Annotated in this window: 16 protein-coding genes; 7 read left to right on the top strand and 9 right to left on the bottom strand. The window is 66.8% G+C overall.

All coding sequences use genetic code 11. The features are described from left to right. Positions 1 to 32: 32 nt before the first annotated feature. From frr to AB5S17_RS14855, 5 genes are all read right to left on the bottom strand, one after another. The gene (gene frr / locus AB5S17_RS14835) at positions 33 to 590 is read right to left on the bottom strand and encodes a ribosome recycling factor (protein ID WP_369240673.1); all 558 of its coding nucleotides are present in this window, start codon (positions 588 to 590) and stop codon (positions 33 to 35) included. 111 nt (positions 591 to 701) lie between these two features. Beyond that, entirely contained in the window at positions 702 to 1,421 is a 720-nt protein-coding gene (gene pyrH / locus AB5S17_RS14840) for a UMP kinase (protein WP_369240675.1), read from the bottom strand. Between the two features lie 226 nt (positions 1,422 to 1,647). Further along, positions 1,648 to 2,574, bottom strand: coding sequence for a translation elongation factor Ts (tsf, locus tag AB5S17_RS14845; RefSeq protein WP_369240677.1), 927 nt, complete (start codon positions 2,572 to 2,574; stop codon positions 1,648 to 1,650). 142 nt (positions 2,575 to 2,716) lie between these two features. Continuing rightward, positions 2,717 to 3,541 (bottom strand): 30S ribosomal protein S2, encoded by an 825-nt coding sequence (rpsB, locus tag AB5S17_RS14850; RefSeq protein ID WP_369240679.1) that lies wholly within the window; start codon positions 3,539 to 3,541, stop codon positions 2,717 to 2,719. 232 nt (positions 3,542 to 3,773) lie between these two features. Continuing rightward, positions 3,774 to 4,658, bottom strand: coding sequence for a DUF1849 family protein (locus tag AB5S17_RS14855; protein WP_369240681.1), 885 nt, complete (start codon positions 4,656 to 4,658; stop codon positions 3,774 to 3,776). A 136-nt stretch (positions 4,659 to 4,794) separates the two neighbouring features. Between AB5S17_RS14855 and AB5S17_RS14860 the strand changes: the two genes are divergently transcribed. The 4 genes from AB5S17_RS14860 (at position 4,795) to AB5S17_RS14875 (ending at position 7,794) form a co-directional block, all read left to right on the top strand. Continuing rightward, positions 4,795 to 5,262, top strand: coding sequence for a RidA family protein (locus AB5S17_RS14860; protein ID WP_369240683.1), 468 nt, complete (start codon positions 4,795 to 4,797; stop codon positions 5,260 to 5,262). A 1-nt stretch (position 5,263) separates the two neighbouring features. Continuing rightward, the gene (locus AB5S17_RS14865) at positions 5,264 to 6,001 is read left to right on the top strand and encodes a glycerophosphodiester phosphodiesterase family protein (RefSeq protein WP_369240685.1); all 738 of its coding nucleotides are present in this window, start codon (positions 5,264 to 5,266) and stop codon (positions 5,999 to 6,001) included. 39 nt (positions 6,002 to 6,040) lie between these two features. Continuing rightward, complete coding sequence (locus tag AB5S17_RS14870) at positions 6,041 to 7,258, top strand: GNAT family N-acetyltransferase (RefSeq protein WP_369240687.1); 1,218 nt, start codon at positions 6,041 to 6,043, stop codon at positions 7,256 to 7,258. A 107-nt stretch (positions 7,259 to 7,365) separates the two neighbouring features. Next, the gene (locus tag AB5S17_RS14875) at positions 7,366 to 7,794 is read left to right on the top strand and encodes an HIT family protein (RefSeq protein ID WP_369240689.1); all 429 of its coding nucleotides are present in this window, start codon (positions 7,366 to 7,368) and stop codon (positions 7,792 to 7,794) included. Positions 7,795 to 7,947: 153 nt separating this feature from the next. On the opposite strand, the gene clpA is transcribed toward AB5S17_RS14875, so the two are convergent. From clpA to AB5S17_RS14890, 3 genes are all read right to left on the bottom strand, one after another. Continuing rightward, entirely contained in the window at positions 7,948 to 10,443 is a 2,496-nt protein-coding gene (gene clpA, locus AB5S17_RS14880) for an ATP-dependent Clp protease ATP-binding subunit ClpA (protein ID WP_369240691.1), read from the bottom strand. 8 nt (positions 10,444 to 10,451) lie between these two features. After that, a complete protein-coding gene (gene clpS, locus AB5S17_RS14885; RefSeq protein ID WP_369240693.1) occupies positions 10,452 to 10,847 on the bottom strand; it encodes an ATP-dependent Clp protease adapter ClpS in 396 nt (131 codons plus the stop codon). A 208-nt stretch (positions 10,848 to 11,055) separates the two neighbouring features. Continuing rightward, positions 11,056 to 11,454, bottom strand: coding sequence for a phasin family protein (locus tag AB5S17_RS14890; protein WP_369240695.1), 399 nt, complete (start codon positions 11,452 to 11,454; stop codon positions 11,056 to 11,058). A 414-nt stretch (positions 11,455 to 11,868) separates the two neighbouring features. Between AB5S17_RS14890 and AB5S17_RS14895 the strand changes: the two genes are divergently transcribed. Together AB5S17_RS14895 and AB5S17_RS14900 are read left to right on the top strand one after the other, a co-directional pair. After that, entirely contained in the window at positions 11,869 to 13,281 is a 1,413-nt protein-coding gene (locus AB5S17_RS14895; RefSeq protein ID WP_369240697.1) for a serine hydrolase, read from the top strand. 162 nt (positions 13,282 to 13,443) lie between these two features. Then, the gene (locus tag AB5S17_RS14900; protein WP_369240699.1) at positions 13,444 to 13,719 is read left to right on the top strand and encodes a hypothetical protein; all 276 of its coding nucleotides are present in this window, start codon (positions 13,444 to 13,446) and stop codon (positions 13,717 to 13,719) included. A 26-nt stretch (positions 13,720 to 13,745) separates the two neighbouring features. Here AB5S17_RS14900 and AB5S17_RS14905 read toward each other — a convergent pair whose 3' ends face one another. Further along, on the bottom strand, positions 13,746 to 14,180 hold the full coding sequence (locus AB5S17_RS14905) for a DUF1489 family protein (RefSeq protein WP_369240701.1): 435 nt from the start codon (positions 14,178 to 14,180) through the stop codon (positions 13,746 to 13,748). A gap of 132 nt (positions 14,181 to 14,312) precedes the next feature. Here AB5S17_RS14905 and AB5S17_RS14910 point away from each other — a divergent pair, with 132 nt between their 5' ends. Continuing rightward, positions 14,313 to 14,732 (top strand): DUF4864 domain-containing protein, encoded by a 420-nt coding sequence (locus AB5S17_RS14910; RefSeq protein WP_369240703.1) that lies wholly within the window; start codon positions 14,313 to 14,315, stop codon positions 14,730 to 14,732. Positions 14,733 to 14,776 lie beyond the last annotated feature (44 nt).

Here is a 14,776-nt window from a genome sequence, read left to right on the forward strand (position 1 = left end):
CCGCGCCCGACGACGCCGTGAACGGGACGACGCTATACCTGCATGATTTCGCCTTCCTTGACGGCAAGCAGCTTGTCGATCTCGCTGATCGTCTCGTCGGTCATCTTCTGGACGCGGTCGGACATCTGGCGGCTGTCGTCCTGACCGATCTCGCCGTCCTTCTCCATCTTCTTCAGTTCGTCCATGCCGTCGCGGCGCACATGCCGGGCGGCGACCTTCGCGCTCTCGGCATATTGATGCGCGACCTTGACCAGTTCCTTGCGGCGCTGCTCGTTCAGTTCCGGCAGCGGAATGCGCAGCGTCGTGCCGTCGGTGATCGGGTTGAGGCCAAGGCTGCTCTCGCGGATCGCCCGCTCGACCTTGCCCACCATCTGCTTGTCCCAGACCGTGACCGCCACCATCCGCGGCTCCGGAACCGTGACATTGGCGACCTGGTTGAGCGGCATCTGCGAGCCGTAGGCCTCGACGGTGATCGGATCGAGAAGGTTCGGCGAGGCGCGGCCGGTGCGCAGGCCCGCGAGATCGCTCTTCAGGCTCGAGACGGCACCGTCCATCCGGCGCTTCAGTTCCTGCATGTCGAGTTCGGCCATCTCGAACGTTCCTCTTTGCTTTTCTTGACGTCTGAATGTGCGGCCGGGCCGCTCTTCGAGTTCCAGGTTTTGCGGGGGGCGCTCTTCGCTGTTCACGGCTCCGGGCGCTGCTCAGTCGGTGACCGTCGTCGCCCAGCCGCTGCCGGACAGTATCCGGGCGAATTCGCCCTTATCATGGATGGAGAAGACGACGATCGGAATTTGATTCTCGCGCGCCAGCGCCACCGCGGCGACATCCATCACGGCCAGCCCCTTCCGCAGGACTTCGTCATGCGTCAGCCGGTCGTAGCGCTCGGCATCCGGGTGAAGCTTGGGGTCCGCCGAATAGATGCCGTCGACCTGGGTGCCCTTGAACAGCGCCGTGGCGCCCATCTCCGCGGCCCGCAGCGCGCCGGCGGTGTCGGTGGTGAAGAATGGATTGCCGGTGCCCCCGGCGAAGATAACGACGCGGCCGGCGGCCTGATGCGCCAGGGCGGTGCGCTGGGAGAAGCTCTCGCAGATCTCCGGCATGGCGATCGCCGACTGGACCACCGTATCGACGCCGAGCTTGGTCAGAGAGGTGCGCAACGCCAGAGCGTTGATGACGGTGCCGAGCATGCCCATGTGGTCGCCGGTCACCCGGTCGCCGCCCTTCGAGGCCACGGCGACGCCGCGGAAGATGTTGCCGCCGCCGATCACCACCGAGATCTCGACGCCCAGCGCTCGGGCTTCGGCGATGTCGGAGGCGATCCGGTCGGCCACGGCGACGTCGATGCCGAAACCCTGCTTGCCCATCAGGGCCTCGCCGGACACCTTCAGAAGAACGCGGCGATAGCGGATTTCGGACGTCATCAAACACCTTGCCTTCGTCCGGCCGCACCGGAGCGGCGCTGCAGCGGGACGGGATGCCCGGCAGAGCCGTGAAGTCTTCGAACATGCCTGGCGCGGCGTCGCGCGCGAGGCGGCATCACCGCGGTTCGACGGCCACCGGAGCGGAAGCCGTGCGCAGGATGCGATACAATAAGGGCGCCCGCTTGTGAAGCGAACGCCCTTGCCTGCGCCTTGATCTTAGAAAGATTTACTTCTTGCCGGCGGCCGCCGCGACCTCGGCTGCGAAATCGGAGGCTTCGCGCTCGACACCCTCGCCAAGAGCGAACCGCACGAAGGCGGTGATCTTCGCCGGCGCGCCGAAATCCTTCTGAGCCGCTTCGAGCGCCTTCTCGACCGTCAGGTCGGGATTGATCACGAAGGACTGCTTCAGGAGGACGACCTCCTCGTAGAACTTGCGCAGCCGTCCCTCGACCATCTTCTCCACGATGTTGTCCGGCTTGCCGGAGCCGCGCGCCTGCTCGGAGAAGATGGCCTTCTCGCGCTCGACCGTCGCCGGATCGATCTCCTCGGCGGTCAGCGCCAGCGGATTGGTCGCCGCGACATGCATCGCCACCTGGCGGCCGAACGCCGTCAGTGCGGCCTTGTCGCCGGTCGATTCCATCGCGACGAGGACGCCGAGCTTGCCGAGGCCGTCGGTCACCTGATTGTGGATGTAGGTGGCGACGACACCGTTCTCGACCGACAGCATGGCCGAGCGGCGCAGCGTCATGTTCTCGCCGATGGTGGCGACGGCGTCCTTGATCGTGTCGGCGACGGTCTTGCCCGTGCCGGGATAGGCCGCTGCGGCGACAGCGTCGACGGAACCGTCGGTCGACAGCGCGACTTCGGCGACGTTCTTGACCAGCGTCTGGAAAGCCTCGTTGCGGGCGACGAAGTCGGTCTCGGAATTGACCTCGACCACGACGGCCTTGCCCTCACCCGAAGCGGCGCCGACGAGGCCCTCGGCCGCGGTGCGGCCCGACTTCTTGTCGGCCTTGGCGATGCCCTTGGTGCGCAGCCAGTCGATGGCCTGTTCCATGTCGCCGTTCGCCTCGGCGAGAGCCGTCTTGCAGTCCATCATGCCTGCGCCGGTCTTCTCGCGCAGTTCTTTGACCATTGCAGCGGAGATAGCCATCTTTTCCTCTTTGCAAATGATTGGGCGCACCGGCTCTCTGTGAACGGGTGCGCCAGAATTGTGACCCCGTCATAACGGCGTTCGGACCGTCCTGTGGACGACGGCGCCGCGCGGATATCCGCTCGGCGCCGCGAACGCCGGATCAGGCGGCGGACGTCTGAGCCTCGGCCTCGGCCGGAGCTTCGGCCGGCGCAGCAGCGGCCGTCTCGTCCTCGGCCGGCAGTTCCTCGACCGGAGCCTCTTCCATCGCGCCGATGTCGATGCCCATGTCGCCCTGCTGGCGCGCGATACCGTCGACCGCAGCGCGTGCGACGAGATCGCAATAGAGCGCGATGGCGCGCGCGGCGTCGTCGTTGCCCGGGATCGGATAGTCGACCGGCGCGGGATCGCAGTTGGAATCGACCACCGCCACGATCGGGATGTGCAGCCGCTTGGCTTCCTCGATCGCGATCGCTTCCTTGTTGGTGTCGATCACGAAGATCATGTCGGGCACGCCGCCCATGTCGCGGATGCCGCCGAGCGCGCGGTCGAGCTTGTCGCGCTCGCGCTGCAGGGTCAGCCGCTCCTTCTTGGTGAAGGCCTGGGCCTCGCCGCCGGCGAGCAGCTCGTCGAGCTTGCGCAGCCGCTGGATCGAGTTCGAAATCGTCTTCCAGTTGGTCAGCATGCCGCCGAGCCAGCGGGAATTGACGTAGTACTGGGCCGACCGCTGCGCCGCGTCGGCGACGATGTCGGACGCCTGGCGCTTGGTGCCGACGAACAGCACGCGGCCGCCGCGCGCGACCGTGTCGGACACGGCGAGCAGCGCCTGGTGCAGCAGCGGAACCGTCTGCGCGAGGTCGAGGATGTGGATGTTGTTGCGGGCGCCGAAGATATAGGGCGCCATCTTCGGGTTCCAGCGATGCGTCTGGTGGCCGAAGTGGACGCCGGCTTCGAGCAGCTGGCGCATGGAGTATTCGGGCAGTGCCATGTCTATCGTCCTTACCGGTTATGCCTCCACGGATCGAAGCGGCCGGATGACCGCCACCGGAGGATTGCGCCGATCGAATCCGTTCGACCGGAGAACCCGATATCCGTGTGTGGAATGGACGCGGCCGTACATGAAACCGGCCGGTTTGGCAACCGGGGCCGCATCCTCGCCTTCAGATAGGTGCCGCAAACCGGCTTCGCCAGCCCCGCCGCGCCCTGCCCTTCGGCGGCGATCAGCGGCCGGACGGTGGGCAGTCCGGCTGCGCGAAAAGGTCGAGGCTCTTCAGCCCGCCGGCCAGCGTATAGCCGTTGAACGTCAGGACGAGGTCGTCCGAGACGCCGTTCTCATAGAGCGTGTAGCTCGTCTGGAAGATCGGCAGGCCGTCCGCATCGCTGTCGGAATTGTAGTAGGACTCGCTGATCCGCCACGACTTCAGTCCCTTCAGCTGATCCGCCGGCGATGCCGCCTTCTTCGCCGTGGAACCGCCCGGGGACGCGCTGCCCTCCTGCGGCGGCGGCGCACCGTCCGCCGGTGCGGGTTCGCCGGCACGGTCGCCGGGCGTCACCGGCGCGATGACCGACGTGCTCGTCAGGTGCTTTTCGGCATCGGCATCCCCGTCGAAGACCGGGTACTCGACGATCCGCTCGCCCGCCTTGGCGCGCTCGATGATGGCGCTGGTATGCCCCATCGGGAACAGCGACGTCGGCAGATCGACGGTGTGCGCGCTCGGCTGGCTGAACGAGACGGTCGTGCCGCTGTCGGTCGTCCTCGCCGTGCCCTTGACCGTGCCGTCCGGGCTGGAATCGACGAAGGTCTTCGTCTGGAACGAGAAATTCCGTCCGTCGAGGCTCTCGCGCGTATGCGTCTGCTGGTCGGTGACGACCAGCTCCTGCTCCTGCTGGAAGCGCGCGACGAAGCGGTAGTCGAGGTCGTAGGCCGCGCACTTGTCCTGGCGCAGCTCGATGCCGATGCGCCCGTCGGCGTTGATCAGGCTGTCCGCGTCGCCGAGGAGCTTCAGGTCGTAGGACGCCCGGTGCGGGGCGAGCGGAACGGCGAGCGCGGCCCCTGCCGGAAGGAGGAGCGCGACAGCGAAGAGCACGACGGAGGTGGCCTGCATCGACGGACGATCTTTCCCTCAGCCGGCGGATCGGCTACCGCTCGCGGCGAAGTCCCAGCCGGTTCCCGCCGGTTCGCGACAAGACGGCGCGTGTAAGCCGTCGCTCCTAACCCTCGTCCAGCAGGAAGACAACATCATGGCCGATACCATCGAAGCCCGCCTCGCCGCCGCCGGCGTCACCCTGCCCCAGGCCGCCGCCCCGGCCGCGAACTACGTGCCCACCATCACCTTCGGCAACCTGCTGCAGACCTCCGGCCAGCTGCCGCTCGACGGCGGCAAGCTCGCGGTGTCCGGCAAGCTCGGCGCCGGAGTCTCGCTGGAGGACGGGCAGAAGGCCGCGCGCTTCTGCGCCATCAACGTGCTTGCGCAGGCGAAGACCGCCCTCGGCGGCGATCTCTCCCGCATCGGCCGGCTGCTCAAGCTGACCGTGTTCGTCGCGAGCGATGCGAGCTTCACCGAGCAGCACAAGGTGGCGAACGGCGCCTCGGACTTCCTGGTCGAGATCCTCGGCGACGCCGGCCGGCACGCCCGCTCGGCCGTCGGCGTTCCGGCGCTGCCGATGGACGCCGCCGTCGAGGTCGAAGCCCTGTTCGAGATCCGCTGACATGACGACTGCCTCTTTCGGCAAGTACGGCTGGCTGGTGAAGCGGCCGATCGCCCATCGCGGCCTGCATGACGGCAACCGGGCGGTGCCGGAGAACTCGCTCGCCGCTGCGAAGGCAGCGATCGCCGAAGGCTTCGCGATCGAATGCGACGTGCAGCTGTCGGCCGAGGGCACGCCGCACATCTTCCACGATGCGGTGCTCGGCCGGATGACCGGGCGCGACGCGGCCTTCGCCGATCTGTCCGACGCGGAGATCGCCGGCCTTCGTCTCGTCGGCACGGACGAACCCATCCCGACCGTTGCCGCGTTTTTCGACGTCGTCGGCGGCCGTGTTCCGATCGTCATGGAGCTGAAGGGCGATGGCGCCAACCGCGACGGCGCCTATGTCGAGCGGCTCCGCCCGCTCGTCTCCGCCTATGCCGGCGAGCTGGCGCTGATGTCCTTCGACGGCTGGCTGATCGACCAGCTGGTGGCAGCCCGGCTGGAGGGCCGTCCGATCGGCCTGACGGCGGAAGGCACCGAGGCGGACACCCTCGCCGCGCATCGGCAGGTGTTCGAGCGCGGTTGCGACTTCGTGTCCTACAACGTCCATCACCTGCCGAACGCCTTCGTCAGCTGGGTGCGCGGGACCTGCAAGGCCCCCGTCATCACCTGGACCGCAAGGTCGCCGGAGGACGAAGCGATCAGCCGGCGCGAGGCCGATCAAATTACGTTTGAAGGCTTCGCACCGCAGCAATGAGCGCTTGCGCTCGCCTCGCCGTGGCTTACCTTCGCGGCCATGTGGAAGAAGTCAGCGCGTGAGCCCGCCGGTGAGGCCTCCTTCGCGATCCGGGTCGTCGACCGGATCGCGAGCGTAGATCCCGTCCTCTGGAACAGTCTCGCGGAGACCGGCGAAACTTCCGGCGACATCGCAAAGACGCCGTCCAACCCTTTCGTCTCGCATGATTTTCTGTCGTCGCTCGAAGACAGCCGATGCGTCGGCGAGAAAGCCGGCTGGCTGCCGCAGCACCTGGTTCTGGAGAGCGACGACGGCACGCCGCTCGCCGTCGCGCCGGCCTATCTGAAGAGCCACAGCCAGGGCGAATACGTCTTCGACTACGGCTGGGCCGACGCCTTCGAACGCGCGGGCGGGCGCTACTATCCCAAGCTTCAGATGTCGGTGCCGTTCACGCCGGCGACCGGGCCGCGGCTGCTCGTCGGCGCGGGCCCGGGTGCGGAGGTCCGGCGCCGGGCGCTCGCCGAGGGCGCCAAGGCGTATCTCGCCAAGACCGGCGCTTCCTCGGTCCACGCGACCTTCCTGTCCGGGCATGATCTCGAGGCACTGACCGGAGCCGACTGGCTGCACCGCACCGACCAGCAGTTCCACTTCAGGAACCGTGGCTACGGCAGCTATGAGGACTTCCTGGAAACGCTCGCCTCGCGCAAGCGCAAGAACCTGCGCAAGGAGCGGCGCGACGCGCTGGCGGACGGCATCACGATTGAATGGCTGACCGGCCGCGACCTGACCGAGGCGGCCTGGGACGCATTCTTCACCTTCTACATGGATACCGGCAGCCGCAAATGGGGCCGCCCCTATCTCAACCGCCGCTTCTTCAGCCTGATCGGCGAGCGGATGCCCGAGCGCATCCTCCTCGTCATGGCGAAGCGCGAGGGGCGCTACATCGCCGGCGCGCTGAACTTCCTCGGCGCCGACACGATCTTCGGTCGCAACTGGGGCTGCATCGAGGACCACCCCTTCCTGCATTTCGAGGTCTGCTACCACCAGGCGATCGACTATGCGATCGAGCACAAGCTGGCGGTCGTGGAGGCCGGGGCGCAGGGTCAGCACAAGCTCGCCCGCGGCTATGAGCCGGTGACGACCCACTCGGCCCACTTCATCGCGCATCCGGGCCTGCGCCATGCGATCGAGGCCTATCTCGAAGCCGAGCGCGCCGAAGTGGAAGAGGTCGGCGAGATCCTCTCCGGCCATACGCCGTACAAGAAGAGCGACGACTGACCTCTGCTGCGAGGCCGTCGCCCGCTTATCCGGCGGCGGCCGAGGCTTGGCCGGCCGGGCGCCATCGCCTAACGTCCGCCGGCACGAGCCAGACGGAGGAATCGGCCATGACCGCCTATGACGACGGCAACATCTTTTCCAAGATCATCAAGGGCGAGATCCCGAGCGAGAAGCTCTACGAGGATGCGAACGCCGTCGCGATCATGGACATCATGCCGCAGACCCGGGGCCACTGCCTGGTGATCCCGAAGGCGCCCTCGCGCAACCTCCTCGACGCCTCGGACGAGACGCTCTCGGCGGTCATGCCGCTGGTCGCGAAGCTCGCCCGCGCGGCCAAGGCCGCCATGCAGGCGGACGGGGTGCGCATCGCGCAGTTCAACGAGCCGGCGGCCGGGCAGACGGTCTTCCACCTGCACTTCCACATCCTGCCGATGTACGAGGGCGTCGAGCTGGACCTGCACAGCAACCGCAGCGCCGACAAGGCCGCGCTCGCCGAGCAGGCGGAGAAGATCCGCGCCGCGCTGAACGCGGGCTGAGGCCACTTCTACCTCGCAGGCCGAGGCGCCCGGCCACCGAGCTAAGGCTGCGGCGGAGCGAGCGGCCGGAAGCCGGAAAACGCTGACGATCCCCAAAATGCAAAAAGGGCCGCCCGGAAGGACGGCCCTTTTTCATGTCATGGGTAATTCGGATCAGGAGCGGCGGGGCACCCGCGGGACGGCGCTGGTCCGGCGCTCGGCGCGAGCGCCGTCGCCTTCGTCCTCCGCTTCGGCGGTGTCATCGCCGTCGTCCTCGTCGAACTCCTCGTCGCCCTCATCCTCGTCGAAGTCGGAGCCATCGGCCGCGACCTTCGCGCGGCGCTTCGCTTCACCCTTCTTCGCCTTGCCGGGCGGCAGTTCGTCCGCAATCGCTTCCAGCGCGAGCTTCTTCGCGCCGTCCTCGCCCTCGGTCACGGTCACCTTGACCGTGCCGCCGCGCTTCAGCTTGCCGAACAGCACCTCGTCGGCCAGCGGCCGCTTGATGTGCTCCTGGATGACGCGGCCGAGCGGACGCGCACCCATGTTCTCGTCGTAGCCCTTCTCGGCGAGCCAGGCGATCGCCTCCGGCGACAGCTCGAAGATGACGCCACGCTCGGAGAGCTGGGCCTCCAGCTGCATGACGAACTTCTCGACCACCTGGTGGATCACCGGCGTCGGCAGCGCCCCGAACGGGATGATCGCGTCGAGGCGGTTGCGGAACTCCGGCGTGAACAGGCGGTTGATCGCCTCCTCGTCCGCACCGGTTCGCTTGGAATGCCCGAAGCCGATCGCGGCCTTGGCCATGTCGGCCGCGCCCGCGTTCGTCGTCATGATCAGGATGACATTGCGGAAGTCGATCTGCTTGCCGTTGTGGTCCGTCAGCTTGCCATGGTCCATGACCTGCAGAAGGATGTTGAAGAGGTCCGGATGCGCCTTCTCGATCTCGTCCAGCAACAGCACGCAGTGCGGATGCTGGTCGATGCCGTCGGTCAGCAGGCCGCCCTGGTCGAAGCCGACATAGCCCGGAGGGGCGCCGATCAGCCGCGACACCGTGTGCCGCTCCATGTACTCCGACATGTCGAAGCGCAGGAGCTCCACCCCGAGGGCCGACGCCAGCTGGCGTGCGACCTCGGTCTTGCCGACGCCGGTCGGCCCCGAGAACAGGTACGAGCCGATCGGCTTGTCCGGCTCGCGCAGGCCCGCCCGGGCGAGCTTGATCGCCGAGGTGAGGTTCTCGATCGCCGCGTCCTGGCCGTAGACGACACGCTTCAGCTGCTCGTCGAGATGGGCGAGCACCTCCTCGTCGTCCTTGGAGACCGCCTTCGGCGGGATCCGCGCCATGGTCGCGACCGTCGCCTCGATCTCCTTGACCCCGATCTGCTTCTTCCGCTTGTTCTCCGGCAGCAGCATCTGCGAGGCCCCGGTCTCGTCGATCACGTCGATCGCCTTGTCCGGCAGCTTCCGGTCGTTGATGTAGCGGGCCGAGAGTTCCACCGCCGACTTGATGGCGTCGTTGGTGTACTTCACCTTGTGGAAGTCCTCGAAATACGGCTTCAGCCCCTTGAGGATCGACACGGCGTCGTCGATCGACGGCTCCTTGACGTCGATCTTCTGGAAACGCCGGACGAGCGCCCGATCCTTCTCGAAGAACTGCCGGTACTCCTTGTAGGTCGTCGAGCCGATGCAGCGGATCGCGCCGGAGGAGAGCGCCGGCTTCAACAGGTTCGACGCGTCCATCGCGCCGCCCGACGTCGCGCCGGCGCCGATCACCGTATGGATCTCGTCGATGAACAGGACCGCGCCCGGATACTCCTCGAGTTCCTTCACGACCTGCTTCAGCCGCTCCTCGAAGTCGCCGCGATAGCGCGTGCCGGCGAGCAGCGTGCCCATGTCGAGCGAGAAGATCGTCGCGTCGGCGAGCACTTCCGGCACGTCGCCCTCGACGACGCGCTTGGCGAGGCCCTCGGCGATCGCCGTCTTGCCGACGCCGGGATCGCCGACATAGAGCGGGTTGTTCTTGGAGCGCCGGCAGAGCACCTGGATCGTCCGGTTGATCTCCTCGGCGCGACCGATGAGCGGATCGATCCGGCCGTTGCGGGCCTTTTCGTTCAGGTTGATGCAATAGGCGCTGAGCGCGTCCTGCGCGGTCTTGCGCTTGCCGTCCTCGTCCTGGCCCACGGTCGACTGTTCATCCTCCGCCCCGCGCAGCGGCCGGCTCTCGGATGCGCCCGGACGCTTCGAAATCCCATGCGAAATGAAATTCACGGCGTCGTAACGGGTCATCTCCTGCTCCTGCAGGAAATAGGCCGCATGGCTTTCGCGCTCGGCGAAGATCGCGACGAGCACGTTGGCGCCCGTCACCTCTTCCCGGCCGGAAGACTGGACATGGATGACCGCCCGCTGGATCACGCGATGGAACCCGGCAGTCGGCTTGGAATCCTCGTCGTGCCCGGTGACGAGATTGGCGAGTTCGGTGTCGATGTAGGAGGTCAGATTTTTTCTGAGAAGATCGATGTCGACGCTGCAGCCCCGCATCACGGCGGCAGCATCCTTGTCCTCGAGAAGCGCCAGAAGCAGATGCTCCAGCGTCGCAAATTCTTGGCGGCGCTCGTTGGCAAAAGTCAGGGCCTGATGAAGCGACTTCTCAAGGCTTTGCGAAAATGTCGGCAAGCTTCACCTCAATTCTTTTCCATCACGCATTGCAGCGGATGTTGGTGCTGGCGGGCGAAATCCATCACTTGCGTGACCTTGGTCTCCGCAACCTCGTATGTATAGACCCCGCATTCGCCAACCCCATGGTTGTGCACATGCAACATGATCCTGGTGGCCGCCTCGCGATCCTTCTGGAAGAACCGTTCGAGCACGTGGATGACGAACTCCATCGGCGTGTAATCGTCGTTCAGAAGGAGGACTCTGTAAAGGCTCGGCCGCTTGGTTTTCGGTTTCGTTCGCGTGATGACCGACGTGCCGCGGTCGGTGCCGGGCCCGTCGCTCTTGTCGGCCTGCGACGTCACGACGCCCCTTGCTTCTGCCTTTGTCAGGGCGCCCTCGTTCAATTCCACCACCATCGTCATCGCGTCTATGTATGTGCCGTTCGCCGGATTTTAAGATGGCGTCACACCGCGGCAAAGGCGCCGGGAAACCTCTGATCCGGCACATTGCAGCCTTGCCGGAAGACTAACGCAAAAAGGCCCGGCTGGAACCGGGCCTCGCGCAATTTGATCGTCGGTCGGCACCATGGCCGGGGCGAGCGCCGCGATGCGGCGCCGCCGGTCGGAACCGTTAGGCGGCGACCTTCTTGTCGATGATGTCGCCGCTTTCGCTCGCCGCCTCGCGCGTGGCCTGCCCGCCGACATTCGAGGCGCGCGTCGTCGCCTGCTCAAACGGGCGATAGGTCTCCTTGGCGATCTGCGCGTAGAGGTCGCGCAGGCGGGTCATCTGCGACATCCAGCCCTCATAGGTGCCCCGGGCGTATTCGTTCTGCACCTCGATCACCTTGTCCGGCGTCTTGGCCTGCATGAGCTTCTCGATCATCGCCGTGTGGCGCTCGTAGGACTGCTTGGTGAAGTCCGAGGTCTCGGTGGTGATCTGCTGGAAGCCCCGGCTCATCGCGGACAGCGACTTCAGCGCGTTGTCCATGGCTTCCTGGCTCAGCTTGTTGGCGTCTTCATAAATGTTCATGGGCGTGCCCTTTCCGTTCCCGTTTGCGTCCCCGCGGCTGTCTGGCGATGCCGACAGTCTTCCTTCCCCGCCATGAAAATATTGCACTGCACAAAAATCTGCAAGGGCGCGACCTTCCCTTCGGTGTCGGAGCGCCGACGCCCTGCATCGAGAGACAAATTCGATAAGCCCGCCAAAGGAATTCGCCGCATCGCCGGAAGGGTTCGGCAACCATAAACCGATTGGTAATCCCCCGGAGATTATCGTCGCCGTCATCAATTCGGTGCATCGGCTGTGGAAGACGGGATGCCAGCAGGGCTTCCTTATGATCTGCTCCCGCCACGCCGCAATTCCACGACCAGCGAGAGTAGTCGCGTGCAATTCAATCTCGTAAGTCTGAAATCCGCTGCCGGTCAGATCTCCCGGCTGGCCGGCATGGTAGCGGTCGGAGCTGGCCTGCTCCTGTCGCAGACCGGCACCGCAGCGGCGGTCAATCCGAAATATGCCGGCTTCGTCATCGACGCCAATAACGGCCACGTCCTCTATCAGGATCGCGCCGACGAGCCGCGCTTCCCGGCGTCCCTGACGAAGATGATGACCCTGTACCTGACCTTCGAGGCGCTGAAGGCGGGCAAGATCAAGAAGACCGACGAGATGCCGGTGTCGGCCTATGCTGCGTCGCGGCCGCCGACGAAGCTCGGCCTCAAGCCCGGCTCGACGCTGAAGGTCGAGGACGCGATCTACGGCCTCGTGACCCTGTCGGCCAACGACGCCGCCGTGGTCCTCGCGGAATACGAGGGCGGCTCCGAGGAGGCGTTCGCGCGCCGCATGACCGCGCGGGCGCGTGAGCTCGGCATGCGCAACACGGTGTTCCGGAACGCCAACGGCCTTCCGAACGCGGAACAGCACACGACAGCGCACGACATGGCCATCCTCGGCATCGCGCTGCGCGAGCATTTTCCGCAGTATTACGGCTACTTCTCCACCCGCTCCTACAATTTCCGCGGCCGGCGCCTCGGCAACCACAACCGCGTCCTCTTCCGCGTCGACGGTGCCGACGGCATCAAGACCGGCTTCACCAACGCCTCCGGCTTCAATCTCGTCACCTCGGTCAAGCGCGGCGGCAAGAGCGTCGTCGCGGTGGTGATGGGCGGCACGTCGGCCCGCTCGCGCGACGACCACATGGTCGAGCTGCTGCACCGCTACATGCCGGAGGCGAGCACGCGTGACACCGGTCCGCTGGTCGCCAGCGTCGAGGCCTCGCCGCCGATCGTCGGGGCGCTGCCGGATGAGGGACCGATCCCGGATTCGCGGCCGATGCGCACCGCCTCGATCGACGCCAGGATCGCCGCCGCCTATGGCTCGGCTCCCGCCGCCGAGATCGCCAACCTGCCGGAGCCGAGCAACCGTCCGATCCTCGGCCGTGACGCCATTCGCGCCGCGCTCGTCGAAGAACGCCCCGCGGGCGCCGCGAACGCCATCCTCCCGATGGTCCGCACGGTCGCCTCGCGGCAGGTCCCGACGCCGCCGGCAGCCATCCCGGGAGAGCGCGGCCTCGACCAGGACGCCACAGGTTCGGTCGCCGACCAGGCGCAGCCGTCCTCGCCCTGGGTCGTGCAGATCGCCGCGACCGATGATCCGACCAGCGCGATGTCGATGCTGAAGGCCGCACAGCGCAAGGTCGGCGGCGCGGTCGCCAAGGCCCAGCCCTTCACCGAGCCGGTGCGCAGCGGCGCCCAGAGCCTCTACCGCGCCCGCTTCGCCGGCTTCGGCTCCAAGGATCAGGCCTGGAACGCCTGTGCCGCCCTGAAGCGCGCCGACTACAACTGCTACGCAGTCGCCAACTGATCCGCAGGACCGCCGGGCGGCCAGTCCGTCCGGGGGACGATCGCAGAACGGGTGCGGCCCGAAAGGACAAAAGCCGCACCGATGCATGCCGAAAAGGCGGCCGGCCTCCGGGCCCGGCCGTCCCGATCACCGAGTAAAGCGTTGCGCGTAAGAGGATTGGACATGTCGATCGACCAGCAGGGGCTCGGCCTCGACCAGACGGCGCAGGCACTGGCCGCGCCGACGGCCGCCACGGCCGGCATGCATCCCCTCCAGCAGGCCGCCCTGCGTCTCGGCGAAGCCCGCGACGGCCGGTCCCGGCTGAAGGCCAAGGAACTCGTCGGCCTCCTCCTGTCCTATGGCGCGCGGGCCTGGCGCGCCTCGCAGCCGATCAGCCACAGCCGGATCCGCGTCGGAACGCCGAACGGAATGCCGGCGGTGCGCATGCGCTTCCGCTGAGCCGCCACGCCCCGACCGAGCCTGCCTCAGAGGAGCCCCAGAACCTGCAGTTCGTGCGACAGGTCGGGCGGCAGAAGGTCGTCGTCGGCCTCGGCGGAGAGATCGGGCGGCGCATCCTCGCTCTTGAGGTAGCGCCAGCCCTGGAAGGGCCTGCGGGGCTGAAAGCGCGTCCGCGTGAAGACCGGCTCCAGAACCAGCCGGCAACGGCCGATCCCCTCGCCATCGGTGAACGGCCGGATATCGAGCAGCCGTTGCCGGACCTGCACCTGTCCGCGGATGACCCAATAGAGCGAGCCTCCGGCGAGAAGTTCCTCGACGCGCTTCGGTACCATCCGGGTCGTATGGATCTGCTCTTCCGCAAGTCCCGCCTGCCTTGCCGCGGCGAGACGGCCCTCGACATAAGCGATGAGTTCGTCGGGCGTATCGACGCCGACGCAGAGCTTGATGAGATGCAATGCCATGGCGCCTCATATGCAGCCGGAGAGGCTGCGCGCCAAGCCGGAAGATTGCTCACGGCGAATTGAGCGCAGCCTCCATGGCCGACGCGCCCGCAACGGCCCCATGTTCCTCGCGCCAGCCCGGAGGATCCGACCATGCCGCAGCGTTCTCGCCTCGCCGCCCTCGCCGCAGCATCCCTGCTCGCTCTCGCGGTGACGGCGAAAGCCGACGACGCCTCGGACATCCGGGCAGTCATCTCGGCGCAGCTTCGGGCGCTGAATGCGGACGACGGCGCCACCGCCTATTCCTACGCCGCTCCGAACATCCAGGCGATGTTCCCGACCCCGCAGATCTTCATGGGCATGGTCGCCTCCGGCTACGACCCCGTCTACCATTCCCGCAACGCGGTCTTCGGCCCGCTCACCGCGGAGGGAACGGGGTTTCGCCAGGAGGTCTATCTGACCGACCGGAAGGGCCGGAGCTGGATCGCCAGCTATACGCTGGAACGCCAGCCCGACGGATCGATGAAGATCACCGGCTGCGCCCTTCGCAAGGGATCCGACGTCTCGGCCTGACCGGCACAGACTCCTTGTCGAGGCGCCTCGCCCCTTGCCTTTCG

Origin of the sequence: Jiella sp. M17.18 (assembly GCF_041027365.1) — a bacterium.
Classification (GTDB): Bacteria; Pseudomonadota; Alphaproteobacteria; order Rhizobiales; family Rhizobiaceae; genus VKMB-3413.

What these genes read in the sequence shown, in the direction of transcription:
- frr (WP_369240673.1), bottom strand. Translation starts at nt 590, where the DNA reads ATGGCCGAACTCGACATGCAGGAACTGAAGCGCCGGATGGACGGTGCC.
- pyrH (WP_369240675.1), bottom strand. Translation starts at nt 1,421, where the DNA reads ATGACGTCCGAAATCCGCTATCGCCGCGTTCTTCTGAAGGTGTCCGGC.
- tsf (WP_369240677.1), bottom strand. Translation starts at nt 2,574, where the DNA reads ATGGCTATCTCCGCTGCAATGGTCAAAGAACTGCGCGAGAAGACCGGC.
- rpsB (WP_369240679.1), bottom strand. Translation starts at nt 3,541, where the DNA reads ATGGCACTGCCCGAATACTCCATGCGCCAGCTGCTCGAAGCCGGCGTC.
- AB5S17_RS14855 (WP_369240681.1), bottom strand. Translation starts at nt 4,658, where the DNA reads ATGCAGGCCACCTCCGTCGTGCTCTTCGCTGTCGCGCTCCTCCTTCCG.
- AB5S17_RS14860 (WP_369240683.1), top strand. Translation starts at nt 4,795, where the DNA reads ATGGCCGATACCATCGAAGCCCGCCTCGCCGCCGCCGGCGTCACCCTG.
- AB5S17_RS14865 (WP_369240685.1), top strand. Translation starts at nt 5,264, where the DNA reads ATGACGACTGCCTCTTTCGGCAAGTACGGCTGGCTGGTGAAGCGGCCG.
- AB5S17_RS14870 (WP_369240687.1), top strand. Translation starts at nt 6,041, where the DNA reads ATGTGGAAGAAGTCAGCGCGTGAGCCCGCCGGTGAGGCCTCCTTCGCG.
- AB5S17_RS14875 (WP_369240689.1), top strand. Translation starts at nt 7,366, where the DNA reads ATGACCGCCTATGACGACGGCAACATCTTTTCCAAGATCATCAAGGGC.
- clpS (WP_369240693.1), bottom strand. Translation starts at nt 10,847, where the DNA reads ATGACGATGGTGGTGGAATTGAACGAGGGCGCCCTGACAAAGGCAGAA.
- AB5S17_RS14890 (WP_369240695.1), bottom strand. Translation starts at nt 11,454, where the DNA reads ATGAACATTTATGAAGACGCCAACAAGCTGAGCCAGGAAGCCATGGAC.
- AB5S17_RS14895 (WP_369240697.1), top strand. Translation starts at nt 11,869, where the DNA reads ATGGTAGCGGTCGGAGCTGGCCTGCTCCTGTCGCAGACCGGCACCGCA.
- AB5S17_RS14900 (WP_369240699.1), top strand. Translation starts at nt 13,444, where the DNA reads ATGTCGATCGACCAGCAGGGGCTCGGCCTCGACCAGACGGCGCAGGCA.
- AB5S17_RS14905 (WP_369240701.1), bottom strand. Translation starts at nt 14,180, where the DNA reads ATGGCATTGCATCTCATCAAGCTCTGCGTCGGCGTCGATACGCCCGAC.
- AB5S17_RS14910 (WP_369240703.1), top strand. Translation starts at nt 14,313, where the DNA reads ATGCCGCAGCGTTCTCGCCTCGCCGCCCTCGCCGCAGCATCCCTGCTC.